21 protein-coding genes are annotated in these 22,946 nt (G+C 62.0%); 5 read left to right on the top strand and 16 right to left on the bottom strand.

Annotated features, from left to right (window positions below):
• Nucleotides 1-126: 126 nt before the first annotated feature.
• The 4 genes from AB8A33_RS01305 to AB8A33_RS01290 all read right to left on the bottom strand — a co-directional run bounded on the left by AB8A33_RS01305 (nt 127) and on the right by AB8A33_RS01290 (nt 4,345).
• Nucleotides 127-1,488, bottom strand: a complete 1,362-nt coding sequence (locus tag AB8A33_RS01305; protein WP_439091111.1) for a carbohydrate porin — start codon at nt 1,486-1,488, stop codon at nt 127-129.
• 5 nt (nt 1,489-1,493) lie between these two features.
• Nucleotides 1,494-2,525 (bottom strand): transporter, encoded by a 1,032-nt coding sequence (locus AB8A33_RS01300; RefSeq protein WP_439091110.1) that lies wholly within the window; start codon nt 2,523-2,525, stop codon nt 1,494-1,496.
• Nucleotides 2,526-2,738: 213 nt separating this feature from the next.
• Nucleotides 2,739-3,512, bottom strand: a complete 774-nt coding sequence (locus tag AB8A33_RS01295; RefSeq protein ID WP_439091109.1) for an acetoacetate decarboxylase — start codon at nt 3,510-3,512, stop codon at nt 2,739-2,741.
• Between the two features lie 50 nt (nt 3,513-3,562).
• Nucleotides 3,563-4,345 carry a 3-hydroxybutyrate dehydrogenase gene (locus tag AB8A33_RS01290; protein WP_093757438.1) on the bottom strand — a complete coding sequence of 261 codons (783 nt, stop codon included), beginning with the start codon at nt 4,343-4,345 and terminating at the stop codon, nt 3,563-3,565.
• A gap of 205 nt (nt 4,346-4,550) precedes the next feature.
• On the opposite strand from AB8A33_RS01290, the gene AB8A33_RS01285 reads away from it, so the two are divergent.
• Complete coding sequence (locus AB8A33_RS01285; RefSeq protein WP_439091108.1) at nt 4,551-5,711, top strand: patatin-like phospholipase family protein; 1,161 nt, start codon at nt 4,551-4,553, stop codon at nt 5,709-5,711.
• A 111-nt stretch (nt 5,712-5,822) separates the two neighbouring features.
• Here the strand turns inward: AB8A33_RS01285 and AB8A33_RS01280 are convergent, their stop codons facing one another.
• The 8 genes from AB8A33_RS01280 to AB8A33_RS01245 all read right to left on the bottom strand — a co-directional run bounded on the left by AB8A33_RS01280 (nt 5,823) and on the right by AB8A33_RS01245 (nt 15,009).
• Nucleotides 5,823-7,451: an inorganic phosphate transporter gene (locus AB8A33_RS01280; RefSeq protein WP_439091107.1), complete on the bottom strand. Its 1,629-nt coding sequence runs from the start codon at nt 7,449-7,451 to the stop codon at nt 5,823-5,825.
• A 136-nt stretch (nt 7,452-7,587) separates the two neighbouring features.
• Entirely contained in the window at nt 7,588-8,265 is a 678-nt protein-coding gene (locus tag AB8A33_RS01275) for a hypothetical protein (RefSeq protein ID WP_439091106.1), read from the bottom strand.
• 103 nt (nt 8,266-8,368) lie between these two features.
• Nucleotides 8,369-8,617: a hypothetical protein gene (locus AB8A33_RS01270; protein ID WP_068729285.1), complete on the bottom strand. Its 249-nt coding sequence runs from the start codon at nt 8,615-8,617 to the stop codon at nt 8,369-8,371.
• A 114-nt stretch (nt 8,618-8,731) separates the two neighbouring features.
• Nucleotides 8,732-10,789, bottom strand: coding sequence for an ATP-binding protein (locus AB8A33_RS01265; RefSeq protein ID WP_439091105.1), 2,058 nt, complete (start codon nt 10,787-10,789; stop codon nt 8,732-8,734).
• A complete protein-coding gene (locus AB8A33_RS01260) occupies nt 10,786-12,282 on the bottom strand; it encodes an ATPase domain-containing protein (protein WP_439091104.1) in 1,497 nt (498 codons plus the stop codon). Before AB8A33_RS01260 ends, AB8A33_RS01265 begins: the two co-directional genes overlap by 4 nt.
• Nucleotides 12,283-12,365: 83 nt before the next feature.
• Nucleotides 12,366-13,139 carry a thioesterase family protein gene (locus AB8A33_RS01255; RefSeq protein WP_439091103.1) on the bottom strand — a complete coding sequence of 258 codons (774 nt, stop codon included), beginning with the start codon at nt 13,137-13,139 and terminating at the stop codon, nt 12,366-12,368.
• A gap of 24 nt (nt 13,140-13,163) precedes the next feature.
• Nucleotides 13,164-14,132 carry an NAD(P)H-dependent flavin oxidoreductase gene (locus AB8A33_RS01250; protein WP_439091102.1) on the bottom strand — a complete coding sequence of 323 codons (969 nt, stop codon included), beginning with the start codon at nt 14,130-14,132 and terminating at the stop codon, nt 13,164-13,166.
• A gap of 232 nt (nt 14,133-14,364) precedes the next feature.
• Complete coding sequence (locus AB8A33_RS01245; RefSeq protein WP_439095824.1) at nt 14,365-15,009, bottom strand: glutathione S-transferase; 645 nt, start codon at nt 15,007-15,009, stop codon at nt 14,365-14,367.
• Nucleotides 15,010-15,163: 154 nt separating this feature from the next.
• Between AB8A33_RS01245 and AB8A33_RS01240 the strand changes: the two genes are divergently transcribed.
• On the top strand, nt 15,164-15,727 hold the full coding sequence (locus AB8A33_RS01240) for a TetR/AcrR family transcriptional regulator (RefSeq protein WP_439091101.1): 564 nt from the start codon (nt 15,164-15,166) through the stop codon (nt 15,725-15,727).
• Nucleotides 15,728-15,729: 2 nt separating this feature from the next.
• Here AB8A33_RS01240 and AB8A33_RS01235 read toward each other — a convergent pair whose 3' ends face one another.
• The 4 genes from AB8A33_RS01235 to AB8A33_RS01220 form a co-directional block, all read right to left on the bottom strand.
• The gene (locus AB8A33_RS01235; protein WP_439091100.1) at nt 15,730-16,317 is read right to left on the bottom strand and encodes a hypothetical protein; all 588 of its coding nucleotides are present in this window, start codon (nt 16,315-16,317) and stop codon (nt 15,730-15,732) included.
• Nucleotides 16,318-16,363: 46 nt separating this feature from the next.
• A complete protein-coding gene (locus AB8A33_RS01230; protein ID WP_089267665.1) occupies nt 16,364-16,945 on the bottom strand; it encodes a YqaA family protein in 582 nt (193 codons plus the stop codon).
• Nucleotides 16,946-17,012: 67 nt separating this feature from the next.
• Nucleotides 17,013-17,411, bottom strand: a complete 399-nt coding sequence (gene hisE / locus AB8A33_RS01225; protein WP_089267666.1) for a phosphoribosyl-ATP diphosphatase — start codon at nt 17,409-17,411, stop codon at nt 17,013-17,015.
• A 150-nt stretch (nt 17,412-17,561) separates the two neighbouring features.
• Complete coding sequence (locus AB8A33_RS01220) at nt 17,562-17,975, bottom strand: hypothetical protein (protein WP_439091099.1); 414 nt, start codon at nt 17,973-17,975, stop codon at nt 17,562-17,564.
• A gap of 253 nt (nt 17,976-18,228) precedes the next feature.
• On the opposite strand from AB8A33_RS01220, the gene AB8A33_RS01215 reads away from it, so the two are divergent.
• From AB8A33_RS01215 to AB8A33_RS01205, 3 genes are all read left to right on the top strand, one after another.
• Nucleotides 18,229-19,302, top strand: a complete 1,074-nt coding sequence (locus AB8A33_RS01215; RefSeq protein WP_439091098.1) for an ABC transporter substrate-binding protein — start codon at nt 18,229-18,231, stop codon at nt 19,300-19,302.
• A 105-nt stretch (nt 19,303-19,407) separates the two neighbouring features.
• A complete protein-coding gene (locus tag AB8A33_RS01210; RefSeq protein WP_439091097.1) occupies nt 19,408-21,204 on the top strand; it encodes a glucan ABC transporter ATP-binding protein/ permease in 1,797 nt (598 codons plus the stop codon).
• Between the two features lie 207 nt (nt 21,205-21,411).
• Entirely contained in the window at nt 21,412-22,926 is a 1,515-nt protein-coding gene (locus AB8A33_RS01205; RefSeq protein WP_439091096.1) for a D-alanyl-D-alanine carboxypeptidase family protein, read from the top strand.
• The last annotated feature ends 20 nt before the right edge of the window (nt 22,927-22,946 follow it).

The raw sequence follows: 22,946 nt of genomic DNA, 5'->3' as shown, positions 1-22,946 counted from the left end.
GCGCGCGAACCTCAGCCACTCCAATTGGAGTGGCGGGGAATCTCAGAATGTTGAACACGACGGGATTCCGGGTCTTTGCCGCCGCCGGCAAGCCGGCTCTGGCAAATCCCGGAATGACGAGAAACTCTAGAAATTGATGGTGGTGCGGACGCCGAATACCGCGGCGTCCTTGATGCGCTTTGTCTGCGTGGCATCGTTAGGATCGACGGCGCCGCCGGCGGGATGCATCACATATTGAAACACCGGCTGCACCGCCACGCCCGGCGCGACCATTGCGAGATAGGTCATTTCCAGCACAGCTTCAAAATCGCGGACCGGCGTCGCAATGCCCGTGAACTGCTGAACATCACGATCAAGCGCACGTGCTCTGTCCGAAATCCGTGCATAGGTCATGGCAACACCGATCTTGTCATCGGGTCGTTCCGCCGAAAAGCCCGAGAACTGAATGCCGCCGTCGAGATAGAAGCTGATCAGATTGCGATCCGACGGACTCAGCGACGCACGCGCGAAGAAGCCGATGCCCTTGTCCGGGCCAAGCGTGCTGAAGGCCAGCCGCTGCTCATAGACGGCAAAGATACCGCGATTGCCGCGCCGCATGGCGGGCTCACCAGTGCCGAGCGGATCGGCCTGCGACAGGCCCTCCGGCGTCCAGCGCTCGTCGTCGAACTCATTGAAGTGATACCAGCCGCCGCCGGTGATCGATCCGGGCAGCTCCGATGGACCGAGCTTGTAGCCGTATTTCAGCTGACCGATCACCCATGGCGGATCGTTGACGCGAAAGGCGAGACCGTGCGGATTGCTGATCTGCGGATCGTCGGGACCGGGCGCCGCCGCGCTGCCGTTAAAAACTGCGAGATAGGCCGTGAACTGCTCCGACAGAAACGCTTTCAGGCGAATACCCGGCACCGCGAGCGGCGGCGACGGTCCGCCCGCCGGCAGGATCACGCCGGTGATGCCGGGCCAGCCCAGCGCCGAATTGACGAAGATGTCGTCATATTTGCTGTCGATGAATTCAAGGTCGGAAGGCTGCTGACCGACCTTCACCAGGAGCTTCCCGCCGAACAGCGCCTGTTCGATCCAGAATTCATAGAGCCGGGTCGCCGGCAGCGCCTCGATGCCGCTGACCAGCATCAGATTGCCGATATAGTCGCGCGACAGGCCAGGTCCGTGGATCTGATAGACATTGGCGTGAAAGGTCGCGCCGCTCCAGCCGACCGCCTTGTCGAGATCGACATCGACACCGAAATCGAAGCGCCCCTCATAGACCGCACCACGCCGGATGCCGCCGGAGGCATTGCCAAGCGCCTCGCCGATATAGGTGGCCGACAGCGCCACACCCCATTCGGCGAGCCGGTCATTGATCGGCTTCAGTCCGCTATCGCGCCAGTCACCGGCATGCGCAGATGACAGCGAGATCATGCAATACACGACAAAACCGGCGAGCACCGTCATCGCACGGGTCATCGAGCACGGAAACGCACCGACCATGACAGCTACCTGATGATCTTGAGGCGCTTCATCACGGCATAGGCCGATGCCGACGACACCAGGATCAGCGCCCCCGCCCAGAGAAATCCGGTTTCGGTATCGGTCAGCGGCAGGCCCTTGGTGTTCATACCGAAGATGCCGGTGACCAGGGTCGGCGGCAGCAACAGTGCCGTGAGTACCGAGAGCACACGCAGGCTTTCATTGCCGCGTTCCTCGATCTGCAGATGCAGCTCTTCCTGCAAGAGGCGGCTGCGCTCGCGCATCTCGACCACATTGTGATCCAGCCCGTCGAGCCGCTGCGCCAGCTTGCCGGCGCGCAATTGCAGCGCAGGCTTCAGCTCGCGCTGGCCTTTGGCCTCGAGCCGCTGGAATACGATGCGCAGTCCCGAGAGTTGCCGGTGCAGCCGCACGCAGGTCCGGCGCAGACGCCCGAGCTTCTGCAGCAGGTCACGGGAGTCGCCGGACACCACCTGCTCCTCGATCCCGTCGAGCGACAGTGCGAGGCTGTCGGCGACGCCGTCCATGGTGTCGCAGACATTTTCGACGATGGCTTCAAGCAGCGCGGCCATGCTGTCGATGCGTTGGCCCTGCTCGAGCGAACGGCGCGTGGCATCGACGGCGCACAGCGCGTGATGTCGACCGCTGACCAACAGACGCTCGGTCATCACGAAGCGCAGATAGCCGGTATCTTCGGTCGCCTCGTCGATATCGCGCAGCAGGTCCGAGATCACGCCATAGATGCTGTCATCGGTGGCATGGAGCTGCTGATAGGTGTCCTTGGACAACAGCAGCGTCCGCGCCTGCTCCGGCGCATGCAACGGGATCTGCGCCAGCCATTGCAGTGCGCGTGTATCCGCAAGATTGAAATGCAGCCACAGCAAGCCGCCATGGGCAATGTCGATACCCGCATCGACAGGCAGCGGCTCCGGCTTGCCATCCGAATGGATGCGGAAAGCCCAGACCAGACCCGGAATCGGATCGGACGGGTTCAAGGCGAAATCGCTCTGTGTCGATGCGACCGGGACCTCAAGCTGCATGGGGCACCAGCTTCTCTTCACGCCACGCAAAACGCATGCATCACCAAAATTGAAAAAATATGCCTGCGGCTTTCCAACTGTGTCAGTCCGCCGCAGGCACTTGTCAGCCGAGGTGAGACGATAATCCGATTGGAAAAATCGGACCGTCATCTCATCTGTTGGTCTTGAGCATGATCTTTCGGAAAACCGGTTTCCACTTTTCCGGATCATGCTCTATTCGGCGGCTTCGGCGAGTGTATCGCTCTGCTTGTTGTAGTCATGAACGACGCGGCCATAGGGCAAAGTCAGATCGGCCAGGAAATGATGCGCACCGATCACGCGGCGCACCGGAAAGTCGGCGACCGGCGCGTTAACATGCGGGACCAGGTGCAGGCGTCCCGGCCCGAACCATGAGCCCTTCACGGTGATGTCGGTCAGATTGATTGCGACGAGCTGACAGACTTCCGCGCTGCCATCGACACCGGGGATCAGCTTCAGATTGATCTGGGTCTTGGACAGCGTCGCAAGCGTCGCCTCGCCATTGCCGGCCATGGCACCGTGCTTGTAGGCCATCGTGCCCATGGCGACCTGCTGCCCGGCATATTCGAGCGTGCCGGTCAGCGTGTCCTTGACCACTTCGAGTTTCGGATGGGCGTATTTCTTCGGAAAGCCCCAGATCTCGCGGCCGGCGGCGATCGGCGGATCATCGTCCAGATACATCTGCGAGACGAAATTGACGTCCTCGCCCTTGAAGCGCGCGGGGATCACGAGGCCCGTTTCCGTGTAACTGCCGAAGCCGGACGAGTCCGGCATCTTGATCCATTCATAATGGACGATGGGCTGCTCGATCGGCTCCAGCGGTTCGGGCAGGCCCATCCGGATCAGATCAGGATCGGTCTCATAGGTGATGACAAGGAATTCGCGATTGATGAAGCGATAGGGACCGGCGGGATAGCTCGGGCCGGCCATCGGCATCGACGGCAAACGGAGGATGTCTTCCTGGCGCATCGGAAACTCCTTGATTGGAGATCTTGGGGTGTGAAATCGCGGAATAAAAATCAGTGAGCGGTCCAGCCGCCATCCACCGGCAGCGTGATGCCGGTGATCGAGCGGGCGTGGTCGGTACAGAGGAAGTTGACGACCGAGGACAGTTCTTCGACGGTCACGAAACGTTTGGTGGGCTGGGCGGCCAACAGCACATCCGAGATCACCTGCTGCTCGGTGATGCCGCGCGCCTTGGCCTGCTCCGGGATCTGCTTCTCGACCAGCGGTGTCATCACGTAGCCCGGGCACACCGCATTTACTGTGATGCCGTGTTCGGCGACTTCCAGCGCCGCCGTCTTGGTCAGCCCGGCAATGCCATGCTTGGCCGCGACATAGGCCGACTTGAACGGCGAGGCGACCAGCGCATGGGCTGAGGCGATGTTGACAATGCGGCCCCAGGACTTCGCCTTCATGTGGGGGATGGCGAGACGTGTGGTGTGAAACGCACTCGACAGGTTGATCGCCACGATCGCATCCCACTTCTCGACCGGGAATTCCTCGAGCGGCGCGACATACTGGATGCCGGCATTGTTGACCAGGATATCGACGCCGCCGAATTCCTGCTCGGCCTGCGCCATCATCGCCGCGATGTCATTGCCGTCGGCCATGTTGGCGCCGCTATAGAGCACCCGGACCTGATGGCTATCAGCAATCTCGCTGCGGATCGCCTCGATCTCATTGGCGTCGCCGAAGCCGTTGAGCACAATATTGACGCCGCTGGCCGCAAGGCCGCGCGCGATACCAAGGCCGATGCCGCTGGTGGAGCCGGTAATGATGGCGGACTTTCCAGACAGCATGCGCGCAACCCTTCGTAAGCAAACGTTAATATCTGCTTCTTTGCTAGCGATCCTGTTTGACGGCGGTATGAGGAATTTCCTTCAGCCACGTGACGCGCTTCATGGACCGACGCGCAGTCATCGAATTTGCTATTTGTCACAACGCCGTCACTGCTCATCTGAATTCTGCCGCCAACATCATGTGATCGTTGAGGAGAAGACCCAGATGGATGCGCGGACACCCGATTCAGACATGACGGCCGAAGCCGGCTGGCGCCCCGACCGCTGCGATCGTGTAGCACTTGTGCTGCAGGGCGGCGGCGCCCTCGGCGCCTATCAGGCTGGCGTGTATCAGGCGCTGCATGAAGAAGGCATGGAGCCGGACTGGGTGTGCGGCGTATCGATCGGCGCGATCAATTCGGCGATCATCGCCGGCAATCCGCCGGAAGACCGGCTGGAGAAGCTGCAGATCTTCTGGGACCGCATCACCGCCCGCAAGGTCTGGCACTACACACCGGACGGCGACGTCTATCGCAAGGCCCGCAATCTCGCGAGCTCGTTCATGACCACGACCCTCGGCCAGCCCGGTTTCTTCAAGCCGCACGAGGTCAATCCGTGGTTCAGCCCGGCCGGTGCAAAGACGGCGACGAGCTATTACGACACCTCACCGCTGCGCGACACCCTGCTCGAACTGGTCGACTTCGACCTGATCAATTCGCGCAAAACCCATTTCGCCGTCGGCGCGGTCAACGTTATCACCGGCAACTTCCTGTATTTCGACAACAAGAAGGAAGTCATCGCGCCGGAGCACGTGATGGCATCAGGCGCACTGCCGCCGGCCCTGCCGATGGTGAAGATCGGCACCGATCATTTCTGGGATGGCGGCATCGTCTCCAACACGCCGCTGCAGCACCTGCTCGACCAGGAAGACAAAATGAACTCACTGGTCTTTCAGGTCGACCTGTTCAGCGCACGCGGCGTGCTGCCGCGCGATATCCAGGAGGTTCTGGCCCGGCACAAGGACATCGTCTATTCGTCCCGCACCCGCCACAACACCGACATCTACCGGCGCATGAACAATCTGAAGTCGGAGCTCTACAAGGTGCTGCAGCGCATTCCCGACGACCAGCTGAGCGACGAGGAACGTGCGCGGCGCGACAGCCTGTCGGATCTGCCGGAGATCACCATCCTGCAGATGATCTATCAGCAGAAGGCTTATGAGGGCGATTCCAAGGATCACGAATTCTCGGCGACCTCGATGCGCGAACACTGGCAGAGCGGCCTCGACGATACCCGCCGCACATTGAAACGTCGCGACTGGCTGGCGCTGCCGGAGCAAGGCAAGGGCATCGTGGTCCACGACGTGCATCGCGAGAGCGGTTCCTGACCGACGATACGTCCCAATAAGAAATGGCCCGCGCATCATCTGCGCGGGCCATTTCTTTTCGCGGTCTGAAAGAACGAGGCCGCGGCGTTTCCGCAGCGGCCTCGTCTATCCTCAGAACAACTGGCTGAACAGCACGTAGAGCGAAGCCGACAGCATGATGGCGCAGGGCAGCGTGAGCACCCATGCCATCAGCAGGTTGCGGATGGTGGCCATCTGCAGGCCCGAACCATTCGCCGCCATGGTGCCGGCGACGCCGGACGACAGCACATGGGTCGTCGAGACCGGCAGACCGAACACGTCGGCCGCACCGATGGTGGCAGCGGCCACGAGTTCGGCGGAGGCGCCCTGCGCATAGGTCAGATGCGTCTTGCCGATCTTCTCGCCGACGGTGACGACAATGCGCTTCCAGCCGACCATGGTGCCGAGGCCGAGTGCGATGGCCACGGCGATCTTCACCCAATCCGGGATGAACTTGGTGGCGGCATCGAGCGAGCCTTTATAGGCATTGAGGGTCGCGACATCTTCCTTGTTGAGGTCGTTTTCCTTGTCCTTCATCAGGAAGCGGATGGCTTCCGATGCGAGATACATGTCGTTACGGGTATTGCCGACGGATTCCGCAGGAACCTTGTCGAGCGTGCCGTAGCTGCGAACCTGATCGCCGACCTGCTGCACGAGAACGGCGAGCGACGGATAGGTGCCTTCGCTGATCTTGCGCTGCGACACGTAAGTGGTCACCGCCGGACGGGGATCGCCGATGATGCTGTGGCCAGCACCCTTGGCTGCGATCACCTTGGCGGCCGCGATGGAGTTGACCTGGAACTGCGCGACGCGGGATTCCGGCAATGCGCGGTTCAGCGCATAGGCGGTCGGCACGGTGCCGATCAGCACCAGCATGATCAGGCCCATGCCCTTCTGACCGTCATTCGAACCATGCGCGAAGGATACGCCGGTACAGGTCGCGATCAGAATGCCGCGGATCCACAGTGGGGGCGCCTTGTTGCCGTCGGGCGCCGCGTACAAAGCGGGGTTACGCACGAGGAATTTCAGCACCAGCAGCAGGATCGCAGCGCAGGCGAAGCCGAACAGCGGCGACAACAGCAGCGCGTAGCCTATTTCGGTGGCCTTGCCCCAATCGACGCCCGAGGTGCCGTCGCGGCCGCGCATCAACGCATTAGCGATACCGACGCCGATAATCGAACCGATCAGCGTGTGCGAGCTGGAGGCCGGCAGACCGAGATACCAGGTGCCGAGATTCCAGATGATCGCCGCGATCAGCAGCGCGAACACCATGGCAAAGCCGGCGCCGCTGGAGACCTGCAGGATCAATTCCACCGGCAGCAGCGAAACGATGCCGAAAGCCACCGCGCCCGTAGAGAACAGCACGCCGAGGAAGTTGAAGAAGCCCGACCACATCACGGCGAATTCCGCCGGCAGCGAGTGGGTGTAAATCACGGTGGCCACCGCATTGGCGGTGTCATGGAAGCCGTTGACGAATTCGAAGCCAAGCGCGATCAGCAGCGCTACGAACAGCAGCAGGTAAGGCAGGTAGCTGGTGACGCGGGTCCCGGTGGCATTGACGTCCACATAGATGCTGTAGGCGACGAACAGGAGGCCGGCGGCCAGGATCCCGAAAAACAGGATCATCGTCAGCGGGTTAAAACCCTTGTCGAGATTGGGCCGCGATGCCGGCTCGACTTGCCCGCTCCCGGAAATGGGTTGATTGAGTGTGAAATCGGTCATGAAACGCCCCCGTTACAGGTTAAGAGGCGTTAATCTCTGCACCACGGATGCGAAACCCGGATGACAGGCGCGACAATTTGTCTGTTACGGGTTGTGACAGTCCTGCGTCGCCGACGGGCCGGCAGGTGACAGGCACTCAGATCGCGGACGCGACCTTTTCGAGTCCGATCATGCGCGCCAGTGCACGGACTTCGCGCTTCTGATCCTCACGCAATTGGAACAGCAACGGCATGGCAGCGGACTTGAGCTGCTGCACCTCGTCGCTATCGGGATCGATCGGCGGCGCGCCTACCGACGAACTGGCCTGCTTGGTCTCGTGGATCCTGCGCGCTACGTTGCGCAGCGCCGCTTCGACGCCGGGCCAGTAGGATTCCTGCGACGTGGTCAGATTGAGCCGCGTCTTGATCGCCGAAATCTGCGCATCGCTGAGCAGCGTATAGGTCTTCTGCACCGGCTTGGCAGCGGCCTTGGGCTTGGCAGTCGGCTGCGGTACCACAATCGGCGCAAGCACCGTCGAGCCGGGCACTTCGATCGGACTGTCGGATGCAAAGGCCTGGCGCAACGGACTGCCGTCAACGCTCGGGACCTGCTGCGGATCAAGCGACGCCATCATGGCGCCGGCCAATGGCAGCTTGTCCTTCTTGCCTTGCGTATTGGAAACCGGTCCGCGCGACACGGCGACCGAATTTTGCGCGGCGCTGTCGCCATATGACAGCGACAGCGATGGGATGCTATCGCGACCGAGGATGCTCGCAACAGCCACGCCGGTCAGCAACAGGCAGCCCAGCACAAGAAGGGTCAGCGCACGCGTCAAGCCAGTCTCCGAAATTCAGGACTACCAGAGGTACCTGTCCTCACAAATGGAGATTAATTAAGGCCTAACCATACCGCAACGGTGCGATAATACTCACAGACGTTCAGGCGGCGTTGGCGAGAACATAGGCTTCCTGGATGTCGCTCACGATATCGGAGGCTTCCCACAGCGCATCCGGGGCGACCGACTGCATGCTTATGGTCCAGTTTGCGCCTTTTCCGGCGCGGGGCGTGCTGACAATGTCGAACTGCACCTCGCGGCACAGCGGATGACGGCCGAAAGCTGCGGCCACGCGTGCCTTGATCTCCTCGATCGTGGCCGGCGTCTTCGCGAAATAGGCTTCGATATCCATGATGGCCCCTGAATCGGTTGATTCCCGATCAGGGCATTGTTGGTTCCACAGGATTTAATGAATGGTTAATTTCGCTGCGCCATCAGCAGATTGATACCACCGCTGCGTGGAGGCTCAGCCCAGCAGTTGATCGAGCCGATCCCGGAGCTGGTCCTGATGATACGGCTTGGCAAGCCGCGGCAGATCGAGCTGCGCGCCTTCGGGCAAATCCGCATAGCCGGTGGCGAGCAGGATCGGCAACGACGGCCGCATTTCGCGGGAGTAAGCTGCAAGCTCGATGCCCGTCATGCCGGGCATCACATGATCCGTCATCATCAGATCGAGCGGCTCGTCGCTTTTCAGAATCTCCAGCGCATGCCGCCCCGAACTCGCCGGGATGACGCGATGGCCGAGATCCTCCAGCATCTCCGTTGTCGACATCGCGATGAGGGGATCGTCATCGACAAACAGGATCACGGCAGAGCGCGCGGCATGGCGCATGACATGGGCCGTATCGGCCACCTCTGGCTTCCTGTCGGTGACCGGCAGCACGAGGGTCGCCGTCGTTCCCTTGCCGACGACGCTTGAGAGATCGAGCGTGCCGCCGAGCTGTACAGCGAGACCGTGTACCATGGACAGACCGAGACCAGTTCCCTTGCCGACCGGCTTGGTCGAGAAGAACGGTTCGATCGCCTTCTTCAACGTCTCCGGCGACATGCCGGCGCCATTGTCGATGATAGACACCTTGAGATAGTCGCCAGGCTTCAGAATCGGGTCGCCTTTGCCGACCCGATGCTTCTTCACCTTGATATCGATGGAGCCACCGTCCTGCATGGCGTCGCGCGCATTGATCGCGAGATTGAGGATGGCGAGTTCGAGCTGATTGTGATCGATCTGCGCCCGCGGCAGATCCTCGGGAATATCGAGACGCAGCGCAACGCGCGGGCCGAGCGAGCGCTCGAGCAGATCGCTCATGCCGCGGACCAGCGCACCGAGATCGACGGCCACGGCTTTCAGATCCTGCTGCCGCGCAAAGGCCAGTAGCCGCTGCGTCAGCGAGGCGCCGCGTTCGGCACCCTGCATCGCGCCATCGACCAGACGCTTCAGGCGCGGATCATCGGGCATGCGCTTGCGCAGCAGATCGAGATTACCCATCACCGCCATCAGCAGATTGTTGAAGTCATGCGCCACGCCGCCGGTGAGCTGGCCGATGGTCTCCATCTTCTGCGCTTGACGCAGTTGATCCTGCGCCTTCTCGCGCGCCGCGACTTCCTTCATCAGGTCATTGGTGCGTTCCTCGACGCGCTGTTCGAGCGTCGCCGTGAGTTCGGCAAGCGCGGACCGCTCCGCCGTCAACTGCTCCAGCAAGTTGTCGCGATCGATATCGGCAGACTTTCGCGCAGTGATATCGACGGAGACACCGACCAGCGTTTTCGGCTTGCCGTCAGGCCCACGGACCATGCGCGCACGCGTCTCGACCCAATGCACCGAGCCGTCCGGCCAGATATTGCGGTATTCGACATTGTAGTCCGCACCGGCCATCAGCGTCGCATCGAGCGCTTGCTGGCGTTGCTCGCGATCATCAGGATGAACCGCGGCCTGCAATTCGCTGAACGTGAAGGACTGATCCGGGCCGCGGCCGAAGCATGCCTTGGTCGTATCCGAAACCTCAAGCCGTAGTTCGGGCAGATGCAATTCGAGCGTCCCGAGCCTTCCCGCATCGAGCGCCGTCTGCAACAGTCCCTGACTGTCGCCGAGGTCTTCGAGAATGGTACGCGTCTGATATTGGCGCCGGCGCGCGCGAACGGCCGAACCGACGATCGAAATCAGGGTTGTCGGGTGAAACGGGCGTTCAATGAACGTCACATTGCCGAGCAACTGTCCGAGACGCGCCGCATCCGGATTGCGCTCGGGACCACCGCCGCGGCGGGTCAGCAATACGATGGGAAAGTCGGACCATGACGCCTGATCATGTAACCAGGTGCCGAGACCGCGCAGATCGATTGACTTGATCGCCTCATCGGCGATGACGGCGACACCGGCGCCGCCTTTGATCTCTTCCAGGAGCGCCTGAAAATCCGCGCAGGTCTGCGCGTAAAAACCGGCTTCGCGGATCAGCGCCGCGGCGACAGCGGCATCGCGCCCTGTCGGCGCAAGGATGACGGCGCGCTCGGATGAACGCCCCGGTTTCACTCCGTTTGTCCATCAAGAAACTGGCGCTCGCCGGCATAAACCGGCACGCCGCTCAGCACGCCCTGAAACTCGTTCAAGGGCGCGCCGATGGTGAGCCCTCTCTGGTCTATCTTGTATTCCCGGATCGTCGCTTCATGCACACCGGTTCGCTTCTTGATGACAGAGATGGCGCGACGGACGCTCCCCAGCGCCTCGAAATAGCGGAGCAAAATCACGGTGTCCGCGAGATAGGTCACATCCACCGGCGCCTTCATATCGCCGACCAGGCCATGTTGAGCGACGGTCATGAATGTCGCTGCTCCCCGCCGGTTCAGATATTGCAGCAGCTCGTGCATGTGCAGGATCAGCGAATTTTCTTCCGGCATCGCCGCCTGATATCCGTTCAGACTGTCGATCACGACGATCTTGATATTTTTCTCGTCGACCTGCCGACGCACCCGATGGGCGAATTCGCCGGGCGACAATTCGGCCGCGTCGACCTGCTCGACGAAAAGGTTGCCGGCTTCCTGCATTGCGCGCAAATCGATCCCAAGTTTGATCATTCGGTCGAACAGCAGTCCGAGCTCCTCGTCGAACACGAACATCGCGGCCTTCTCACCGCGCTTGATCGCAGCAACCACATTGCTGATGACGACAAGAGACTTGCCGGTACCTGCCGGCCCGAGCACCAGTGTGCTCGATCCGGTTTCGATGCCACCACCCAGCAAGCCGTCGAACTCGGCGCTTCCCGTCGATTTGGTGCTGCGCTCCAGGGTGCCGCGGAATTCCGATGCGACCAGACGCGGAAAGACATTGACCCCGCCCGTCGTGATGGTGGCGTCGTGGTAGCCGCCGCGGAATTTAACACCGCGATATTTCATGACGCGTGCGCGTCGCCGTTCGGCGCCATAGGACGGCGCGAGTTCTTCGAGCCGCAGCACACCATGAGCAACGCTGTGGACGGTCTTGTCGGCGACTTCCGCCGTGAGGTCATCGAGCAGCATCACCGTGGTGCCGAATTTGGCGAAGTAATGCTTGATCGCGAGGATTTGACGCCGGTAGCGCAGCGAGCTCTGCGCCAGCAGCCGGATTTCAGAGAGGCTGTCCAGTACCACGCGGCTCGGCTTGAGGCGCTCGACGGCCTCGAAAATCTGCTTGGTTGTTTCGCCGAGTTCGAGATCGGACGAATACAGGAGGCTCTGCTGCTGGTCTTCATCGAGCAGACTCTCGGGCGGCAGCAGCTCATAGACGGCGATGCGATCGCCGAGCTCCCAACCATGAGAGGCCGCACCCTCGCGCAATTCCTTCTCGGTTTCCGACAGTGTAATGTAGAGGCTCTTCTCGCCGGCGCGCGCACCTTCGAGCAGAAACTGCAAGGCAACCGTCGTCTTGCCGGTGCCGGGCGCGCCCTCGACGAGGAAAACATGTCCTCGGGAAAAACCACCGGAGAGGATGGCATCCAACCCCCAGATGCCGGTTCTGGCCTTTTCGTTTTGCACGTGCGTCGAACTCATACCGCCCCCTGACGCCAAATAACACGCGCAGTATCAGGTGGTTCCGAGCTAGTGCTAAAAAGTTATCGATCAGCGCAGGGCGGTCAGCGCTTCTCGATCACCAGGCTCTGCACCGCCCGGCCGAAATAGCCATTGATATCGGCGAGCTTCGACGCAGCAAGACCGGCGCCGTCCGGCCCGATCCAGCTCTCCCCGTCCAGCAGGATCCAGTCGCCCACCGGCGGACGCGACAGGCTCACGGTGAGGTCGGCATTGAGGAAGGTCCAGTCGTCGAAACTCAACACAGGCGACGAGCCGTTGCTGAAGTCGGCCGCGATAACGGCACGCATCACCTGCGAGAGGCCGGCGCCTTCGACGATCGGCCGATTGGCCCGGTACCAGATCGCGCCCGGCCCCAGCGACAGGAAGCCGCCGCGCACTGCGCGGATGGTCATGCCGGTGACGAAGGGACTGCTGGCATAGCGCGGCTCCAGCAATCCGCCCTGATCGGGCGGCGGCACCGTGACCGGCGGATCGGCGATCTCCGGCGGCAGCTGCTGCGCCTCCGCTCTGATCTTCAGCACCGTCGCACGCACCACAACGGTGCCGTTCGCCATGAGACGAATGCCACACAGCTGGATCTTGCGACCCTCGCGCAGCACTTCCGTCTCGAAAGTGAGCGGCGCCACCGGCACCGGCCGTAGCAGATCGATGGTGACGCGGGTCACATGCATCGGGCTTGCGGTGGGCATCTGCTCGGCGAGCCAAGTCACCAATGCGGAAGGTGCCGAGCCATGCTGCATGGTCTCGTTCCATGGACCCGCAGCATGCGGGCCGGTGACGACATGACTGCCGTCCACGCGATAGATGGCGTCCATCAGATCGGCCTTCTCAATGCAGGATCAGAGCGGCGGATCGATCGCTTCGTCATATTCCTTCTTGAAGCGTGCAACGAGCTCGGCCACCGGCACGACCTTCGACACGCTGCCGATGCCCTGGCCGCTGCCCCAGATTTCCTTCCAGGCCTTCGGCTTGGCACGCTCGCCACTGGCGTCGGTGCCAAAATTCATCTTGGTCGGATCGGACTCCGGCAGATTGTTCGGATCCATGCCGGCGGCCACGATGGACGGCTTCAGATAGTTGCCGTGAACGCCGGTGAAGAGATTCGAATAGACGATGTCTTCCGAGGCGGAGGCCGCGATCATGTCCTTGTAGCCCGGCACCGCATTAGCTTCGGTGGTGGCGATGAAGGCCGAACCGACATAAGCAAAGTCGGCACCGAGCACGCGCGCGGCACGGATCGCGCGGCCATTACCGATGGCGCCGGACAACGCGATCGGACCGTCGAACCACTGCCGGGTCTCGGCGACGAACGCGAGCGGCGAGATTTCGCCGGCATGACCGCCGGCGCCGGCCGCGACAAGGATCAGACCGTCTGCGCCCTTCTCGATCGCCTTATGCGCAAAGCGCTGGTTGATGACGTCGTGAAACACGATGCCGCCCCAGGCATGTGCGGCCTGATTGAGTTCTTCGCGCGCGCCGAGCGAGGTGATCATCATCGGCACCTTATGCTTTTCGCAAAGTGCCATGTCCTGCTCGAGCCGGTTGTTGGACTTGTGCACGATCTGGTTGACCGCGAAGGGTGCGGAGAGTCGATCCGGATGAGCCTTGTCATGCGCGGCGAGTTCTTCCTTGATCCGGTGCAGCCACTCATCCAGCAGCGCCGCCGGACGCGCATTCAGCGCGGGAAACGCGCCGACGATACCGGCCTTGCACTGCGCGATGACGAGATCCGGCACCGAAATGATGAATAGCGGCGAACCGATCACGGGCAGCGACAGGCGGTTCTTGAACAAAGCCGGCATCGACATGGAAAATTCCTCGACTTCTTTTCTTGATTTGTGCGCGATCCTGCGCGCCCGCCCCCGGTCGATCCGGGAGCGGGCGGACGATGCCAGAAGCGTAGGGCGGATGGCAATTGCGCTGCGGGAGAAAAAACCGGGCTGAACGGCGTTGGTTTCAGTACGCGGAATAATGGGGCGCCCACTATCCAGGCGAGGTTCCGTTATCGGGATGACTGCGCGATGGCAGCCATGCGCCTCATCAAGCCGGGTCTGACATCGTCACCCGGTTCTTGATGCTGGGGCGCTCCTGCATCCGCGCATACCATGCTTGAAGCGCCGCGCACTCCGCAGGCACCTCCAGCTTCACGAGTCCGGCGAAGATCAAACCGCCAATCACCGTGATATCGGCCATCGAGAAAAACTCGCCGGCGATAAACGGCTGCTTTTTCAGCACCCCGTCGAAGTATGCCATCCCCCTCAGCGCCTTGTCGCGCTGGCGGAAGCCCCACTCGGCATTTTGATAAATCTCGACGTGAGGCCCGAGCCCCGGTGTCGCGTGATGAAAATAGACACTAATGGCGTCGAGCAGCTCCAGCTCGGCACGCTTGCTCATCATGTGGATCAGGCCCTTCTCGCGCGGCGTGCCGCCGGTGAGCGTGGGGGAGCCGTCAAGTCCGTCGAGATACTCGGTAATGGCCGTGCACTCGGCAATGAAAGTTCCGTCGTCGAGTTCGAGCACCGGCAGCGTGCCTGAATAGTTCTTGGCGAGAAACGCCGGCTTCTTGTGCTCGCCTTTCGTGAGATCGACCGACACGAAATTGATACGCGATCGGAGGTTCTTCTCGGCCACAGCGATTCGGACGCGCGCCGGGTAAGGCCCCGTGCTCCAATCGTGAATCGTCATCATCGGGAGCTTTGTCGCGTCGCCATTGGTGATTTGAGCGCTCATCATTTTCCTACCTATCAGTTGGTAGACTGCATTTACGGCTTTGATTTATCGGCGTCAACGCCTATCTATCACTTGGTAGGCCGCAAACACAGGATTGTGAGACCGGGATATGAGTTCGAATTCCAGGGAAGCCATCCTGGCGGCAGCGAAACTGACCGCGCAGGCCCATGGCTACAGCGGTCTGAATTTCCGCGATCTCGCGGCAGAGGTCGGCATCAAGGCTGCGAGCATCTACCATCACTTCCCGAGCAAGGCCGATCTCGGCGCCGCCGTCGCCAGGCGCTATTGGGAGGACTCGGCCGCCTATCTGGAGACACTGCTCGCCGAAGCCACCGATCCGGCCGCGTGCCTGCGCCAATATCCCGGCACGTTCCGCAAGGCGCTGGAGAGCGGCAACCGCATGTGTCTCTGCAGCTTCATGGCCGCCGAATATGACGACCTGCCGGAGCCGGTGAAGAAAGAGATCCGGACCTTCACGGATATCAATGTGGCATGGCTGAGCAAGGTTCTCACCGCTGTGACCGCCGCGAGCCCTGAGAAGAGCGAACCGCGTGCACGCGCCATCTTCGCCGCCATCACCGGCGCCCAGCTGATGGCAAGAAGCCGCGCGGATGTCTCGCTCTATGACGCGCTCATCGAGAGCTATCGCGCAGCGGGTCTGTTGCCGGCATAGACCTATTGGCAGAGCGCCTGGGTGACGTAATTTTCCGTCTTGCAGTCACCCGGCTCCGGCGCGCGGCCGGGGATCATGGCCCTGGGCGAGCAGCTTTGCGCTGCGTCGGTGTCGAGGCTTTTGCCGTCCTTGAAGCCCTTGCTCTGACAGAGCTTGTCGGAGGCCGCCTTGCAGTCCGGTGCGCCATTGGCAGCGACCGGACAAACCACCCTTCCCTTCACCACCGTGTTCAGCTTGGTCAGGCTGTCAGTCCCCAGCGAGGGCATGGCAGGCAGCGACGGCAGCAGTGAAGTGGAATTCTTGAACAGCTTGCCGATCTCGTTGAACAGGCCGGGATTTTCGGGCGCCGGCGGCGGTGACGGCGGCGACGCCTGTTCAGCCATCGGCGCCGGCGCGAAAGCCGCCGCAGGCGGCGGTGGCGCCGAGGGAGCCGGGACGACCTGAATCGTGATCGACTTCTGCGGCGCCGGTTGCTGCTGCATGGCCTGCGACCAGGCACACATGGTGGCTGCGCCGACGGCCAGCGCCGCGATCGCAGCGACGACGCAGTTGCGGGTTACCGGAGCAAACAGACAGGTCAAATCGAACATGATGCGAAATGTATCCCGGCACCTGCGCCGGGGGAAGCATCCTGATCTAGAACAGCCGGAATGCGATGATGAAGCCGAGCACCAGAACGCCGACGCCCAGCGCAACCCACAGACCCAGACGCTTCTCGATGGTCTCGCGAATCCACACACCGTACCGGTTGAGCAGAATGGCAACGACATAGAAGCGCACGCCACGGGCAACCACCGACAGCGCGATGAACATCCAGATATTATAGTTGGCGAAACCTGACGTGATGGTGACAAGTTTGTAGGGGATCGGCGTCAACCCCTTCAGCAGGATGATCCATGCGCCATATTCGGCATAGCCGGCGCGGAATGCCTCGACCTTGTCGCCATAGCCATAGAAATGAATGACCCATTGGCCGACGGAGTCATACAGCACCGCGCCGATGAGATATCCCACCACACCGCCAAGCACTGAGGTAATGGTGCAGATGCCCGCATAGAGCCAGGCCTTCTGTGGCCGGGCCAGCGCCATCGGAATCAGCATCACATCCGGCGGCACCGGAAAGAACGAACTTTCCGCGAAGGACACGATGCCCAAAATCCAGAGGGCATAGGGCTTGTGGGCGGCGTCGATACACCAGTCATACATTCGTCTGAGCATGGTCCGCGATGAACCATCCTGACGCCGATTTGTCTATGGCTGGACTGACACGCGCGAGACGAAAAGCTCAGCTCAACTTGCGGAGGCGACGACCTTCCAACGCGACAATTGGTCGCCGCGCAGCGCTTTGCTCGATGGATTTCGGCCGCTTCGGGGGTTTCGGGAGCTTTTCAGCGATACCGAGCATATCTTCGCGCCGGCTCATCTCAGCCCAGACCTGCTCAGGACGCACACCCGCAGCCGCCCACAACACAGTCAAATTGTAGAGAAGATCGGCGCTTTCACGGATCACGGCGTCCGGCTTGCGATTGATCGCATCGATGACGACCTCGATGGCCTCCTCGGCCAGCTTCTTCGCCATCTTTTCCGGCCCCTGCTGATAAAGCCGGGCCGTTCGCGAGACCGACGGATCGAGATCCTTGGCCGCGATCACCGCCTGATAAAGCCGGTCGAGCGAATCACTCATGCAACTACACTATCTCAAAGCTGTGGCCAGCGCGTTAACGGCTGGCGTTCAAGTGTCTGCAACAACGTCAAAACGCCGGCCGCAAGCGCGACCGGCGTTTGATAGTTAAGTGACAGTTGCATGACGAAACGAGTTGTGACCGATCGCGAACTACCAGGTCATGCGACGCGAATTATCGTAACCATGGCCACCGCCGTAGCCGCGATACGGTACGCCACCGTAATAGGCAGGACCGCCATCATAATAGGCTGGGCCACCGCCGTAATAACCGTAGCCCGGGCCATTATCGTAGTAATAGTCGCGACGGCTCTGCGTGGCGGCGATCGCGCCAATGGTGCCGACGATGGCGCCAAAGGCCGCAAGGCCGGCGGCATTGCCGCCACCGCGATAATAGCGACGGCGTGCGCTGCTGAAATCGGTCGCATCGCTGGTGCCGTGCGTGGCCGCGGCCTGGCTCGTGCTCTTGGCGACAGGCGCCGCGATTGCTCCGGTCGGCGCAATTGCCGAGATGGTCATGGCCGCAACGGTCGCCACGATAGCGGCGCGGCCAGTCTTATTAAACAATCCATTTCGTACGAACATCTCAATGTCCTCCGTGGTCGTCTGGCCCTGTGGGCCTCTGTATAGCCAACCACTTCGGCCACTATGAGTTCCCCAACCCCAACGGCAGCTGAACGATCGGTGTCCAAATCGGGGCAGTCATCTCCCGTTCAGCCTTTTACGGTTAGAAACGACGCGCAAGATGTCGCACCATACCGCCATCGATCAAACATGCCCGGCGGGGTAACTGCCGGTCCGTCAGTTGTTAAGTATCTTGATGCCCAGAACCCCGACCAACATTTCCCGGCGGCATGTCCTCCTCTCGCTGAGCGCGCTGGGATCCGTGGCTTTTTGCGCATCATCGGTACAAGCCTCCGCCGACGACAAGATTGCTGACGACAAAACACCGACCAACATCCAGTTTGCGCTCGATCGCGCGATCGATGCGATTGCTGCACCCTTCGTGCTGGCGGATGCCCGCGGCCTGTACCGGGCCGAGAACCTGAATGTAACCACCACCGTCGCCGCAGGATCGAAGGAGACCATTGCGCGGGTCGCCTCCGGTGCCAGCGACATGGCGCTGGCCGATCTCAATGCGTTGATCCGCTATCGCGGCGACACCGACGCCGCGACAGTGAAAGCCGTCTTCGTGCTGCTCAATGTAGCACCCTACGCCATCGTCGCCCGCAAGAGCCGCGGTGTGATCTCGCTCGGCAGCCTTGAAGGAAAAGTGCTTGGGGTCGCTGACCGCGATCTCGCAGTCCGGCTATGGCCGGCGCTGGCCAAGCGCAACAACATCAAGCTTGCAGCCGTGAAGCTGGAGAAGATCAGCGCCGCAGTGCGTGAACCGATGCTCTCCGCCGGTCAGGTCGATGCGATCACCGGCTTCTCGTATCTCTCGGCGGTCAACCTGCGCGACCGCGGCGTCCCCGCCGATGACCTGGCAGTGTTTCGTTTCGCCGACTTCGGGTCCGCCGCTTATGGCCTCGCGCTGATCGTCAATCCGAAATTCGCTGCCACCAGACCCGAGGCCGTGAAAGCATTCATTCGCGCCGTCACCGCCGGGACGCAGTTGGCGATCCAGGACCCGGCCAAGGCGATCACCGACGTCATGACCCAGATGGAGAATGGTTCGCGCGAGCTCGAACTGACGCGGCTGCACACCGCCATTACCGACAATATCCTGACCGACGACGTCCGCCGCGACGGGCTGGGTGGCATCGACGCCGCGCGCTTTGAGGCGTCGCTCGACGAGATCGCCGAAGATTTTACCTTCAAGAAGCGCCCCTCAGCCGCGGACATCTTCGACGACAGCTTCCTGCCGGGCTCGGTCGGCCGCAAGATGAACTGAAGAAGTTCAACTGAACAACTTTTCCCGAAGCTGTATTCGGCTGCCATCCCCGCCTAGACTATGCGCAATCGGTTATCCCGTTCGCGCTGCGCTGAGTGACCTCCCATGATCCGTCTTTACACCCGTGTGCTGGAGCTGCTCGGCAAGGAGAAGCGCCTCGGCTGGATCCTTGCGGGCGCCAACCTGCTGCTGGCCGGCGCGCAATTCGCCGAACCGGTGCTGTTCGGCCGGATCATCGACGTGCTCTCCGGCAATCTCTCGACGGCCGCGATGCAGACGGACAGCGCATCGCCCTGGCCGCTGCTGGCGGCCTGGGTCGCGTTCGGCCTGTTCACCATCGTCTGCGGCGCCGTGGTGGCGCTTCATGCCGATCGCCTCGCGCATCGCCAGCGTCAGGCAGTGCTGACCGATTACTTCGAACACATCATGCAATTGCCGCTGACCTTCCACACCGGCACGCATTCAGGACGCCTGATGAAAGTGATGCTGGCCGGCACCGACGCCCTGTGGCGTGTCTGGCTCGGCTTCTTCCGCGAACACTTCGCCTCCATCGTCTCGCTGTTCGTCCTGCTGCCACTGTCGATCTATCTGAACTGGCGGCTGGCCATCCTGCTCGTGATCCTGTGCGTCGTATTCACGGTGCTGACCACAATGGTCGTGCGCAAGACATCGGGCATGCAAAGCGATGTCGAGGAACATTACGGCGACCTTTCCGCGCGTGCGTCCGATGCGCTGGGTAACGTCGCGCTGGTGCAGAGCTTCACGCGCATCGATGCCGAGGTGCAGGGCCTGCGCGGCGTCTCCAGCCAGTTGCTCGAAAAGCAAATGCCGGTGCTGTCGTGGTGGGCACTGGTCTCTGTGATGACGCGCGCCTCCACCACCATCACGGTGCTGGCGATCTTCACCGTCGGCATCGCGCTGCATCAGCAGGGTCTCACCACCGTGGGCGAGATCGTGATGTTCGTCAGTTTCGCGACGATGCTGATCCAGAAGCTCGAACAGGTGGTCTCCTTCATCAACACGATTTTCATGGAAGCGCCGCGGCTGCGCGATTTCATGAATGTCCTTGATGCCGTGCCTGCCGTGCGCGACCGTATCGACGCCATGGACCCCGGCCGGCTGCAAGGCATGGTCGAGTTCAACGACGTGTCGTTCTCCTATGACGGCAAGCGGCCGGCCATCGCGGATCTGTCCTTCACGGCCCTGCCCGGCCAGACGATCGCCCTCGTCGGCGCCACCGGCGCCGGTAAATCCACGGCCATCGCACTGCTGCACCGGGCCTTCGATCCGCAATCCGGCATCATCTCGATCGACGGCATGGATATCCGTGCACTCACACTGTCGGGCCTGCGCCGGAACATCGGCGTCGTGTTCCAGGAGGCGCTGCTGTTCAATCGCTCCATCGCCGACAATCTGCGCGTCGGCAAACCGGACGCGACCGATGAAGAGTTGCGCATTGCCGCCGCCCGCGCCCAGGCGCTCGATTTTATCGAGCGCAGCGATAACGGTTTCAACACCAATGCCGGCGAGCGCGGCCGCATGCTGTCCGGCGGCGAGCGGCAGCGGCTGTCGATCGCCCGTGCACTGCTGAAGGATCCGCCGATCCTGATCCTCGACGAGGCCACCAGCGCGCTCGATGCCGTGACTGAGGCCAAGCTCAACGTCGCTCTCGATGAAGTGATGAAGGGCCGCACCACCTTCGTGATCGCGCACAGGCTGTCCACCATCCGCAATGCCACGCGCATCCTCGTATTTGAGAACGGCCGCGTGATCGAAGCGGGAACTTTCGATGAACTCGTGATGCAGGGCGGCTATTTCGCCAGTCTGGCCGCCGCCCAGTTCATGGTTCAGGAGGACGCACGCGCCAGCATGGCGCTGCCCGATGCCGCCGAACCCCTTTGATGTCTCTGGAGAACCGGTCGAAATTTGGCCCCTTTCATCACCGATTTAACTGGCTCACCACTGTTCTGATGCTCTCGACCGGTATAGGTTTGCGGCTGTCACCGCGTGACGCTAAACCGACCTGAGAGCCCCGAACCTCAAATCCAAAAATTGCTGCGCGCGGTGCATGAGCACTGCAGGCGGGCCGCAAAGGACCGGAATCGGATAGTGCAGTTTCACTTCGCATCGCGCCGCCTGCTATCACTCAACTGGTTCGTTCTCGCCGCGGCTCTTGCGCTCGGCGTGGCCGCGCCGCGCACGGCCAGTGCTGAAGCGCTGCTTGTCGTCGAAGTTGATACCGGCAAGGTGCTGCAAGCCGAGAACGCGACCTATCCGTGGTATCCCGCCTCCGTCACCAAGCTGATGACGACCTATGTCACGCTGCAGGCGGTGAAGCAGGGACGCATCAGCCTCGATACGGTGGTCACGGTGTCGCCGATCGCCGCGGCGCAGTCACCGTCGAAGATGGGATTCAACGCCGGCACGCAGGTCACCATCGACAACGCGTTGAAGATGATGATGGTGAAGTCGGCCAATGATATGGCCGTCGTGCTCGCTGAAGGCGTCGGCGGCTCTGTCGACGGTTTCTCGGCGATGATGAATGCCACCGCGCAGAAACTCGGCATGACGCAGACCAACTACGTCAATCCGAACGGCCTGCCGGCCGACGGTCAGGTCACCTCGGCGCGCGATCTTGCGATCCTCGCCCGCGCGATCATCCATGACCTGCCGGAATACGAATATTTCGTCCACATTCCTGCGATCAAATTCGGCCGCCGCATCACGCCGAACTTCAACAAGCTGATCGGCCGCTATCCCGGCGCCGACGGCATGAAGACCGGCTTCATTTGCGCCTCCGGCTACAATCTCGTCGCCACTGCCACCCGCGGCAACAAGCGGCTGATCGCCGTGGTGCTCGGTGCCTCCTCAGGCCAGGCCCGTGCCGTCAAGGCGGCGCAACTGCTGGAGCGCGGCTTCAACAATGGCGCCGGCGGCCTCACCTGGCTGCGTCCGGCCCTCGGCACTGTGGATGCCCTCGCGCCGATCGACGCCGCGCCTCCGAACCTGCGCGACGAAATGTGCGGACCGAAGCGCAAGCGCCCGGCCAGCGACGCCGATGACGAGGTCGTCGCCAGCAACGAAGCCGGCAGCCAGGCCATGTCGTTCTTCACCGCCGGCCTGCAGCCGCCAACGCTGCGCCCGGTCGACATGATCGCCGCAGCTGCCGCGCCGGTCGAACCGGTGATCGTCTATACCGGACCGAAAAAAGTGGGGGCCGACCTGATCGCCGCCAATGCGGTGGAAGAAGCCCGGCAGACGCCGAAGCCCAAGGGCAAGAAGGGCACCAAGACCGCCGCCAAGAAGCCTGACGCGGCAGCCGACAGCAAGGACGCCAAAACCGCAGCATCGGCCGAGGCGAAACCAGCCGCCAAGCCTGCGGCCAAACCCGCCGCCTCCAAACAGGCAGCCGTCAGGCCCGATGCCGCCGCGCCAAAGCCTGCAGCGGCAGCCGCGCCCGCAACAGCGAAACCTGCAGCAGCCAAACCTACAGCCGGCAAGCCTGCCACAGCAGCCACCGCCGCGCCGGCCACAACGCCGGCCAAGCCGAAGGCAGCGGCCAAACCCGCACCGAAGGCTACCACCGGCGAAGCCAAGCCGGCTGCGGCAGCTCCGCGCACTTAGACCTTCGTCGACAAGGCTCA

The sequence above is a fragment of the Tardiphaga sp. 813_E8_N1_3 genome (assembly GCF_051811025.1).
Classification (GTDB): Bacteria; Pseudomonadota; Alphaproteobacteria; order Rhizobiales; family Xanthobacteraceae; genus Tardiphaga.
This window is presented reverse-complemented; position numbering and strand designations above follow the sequence as displayed.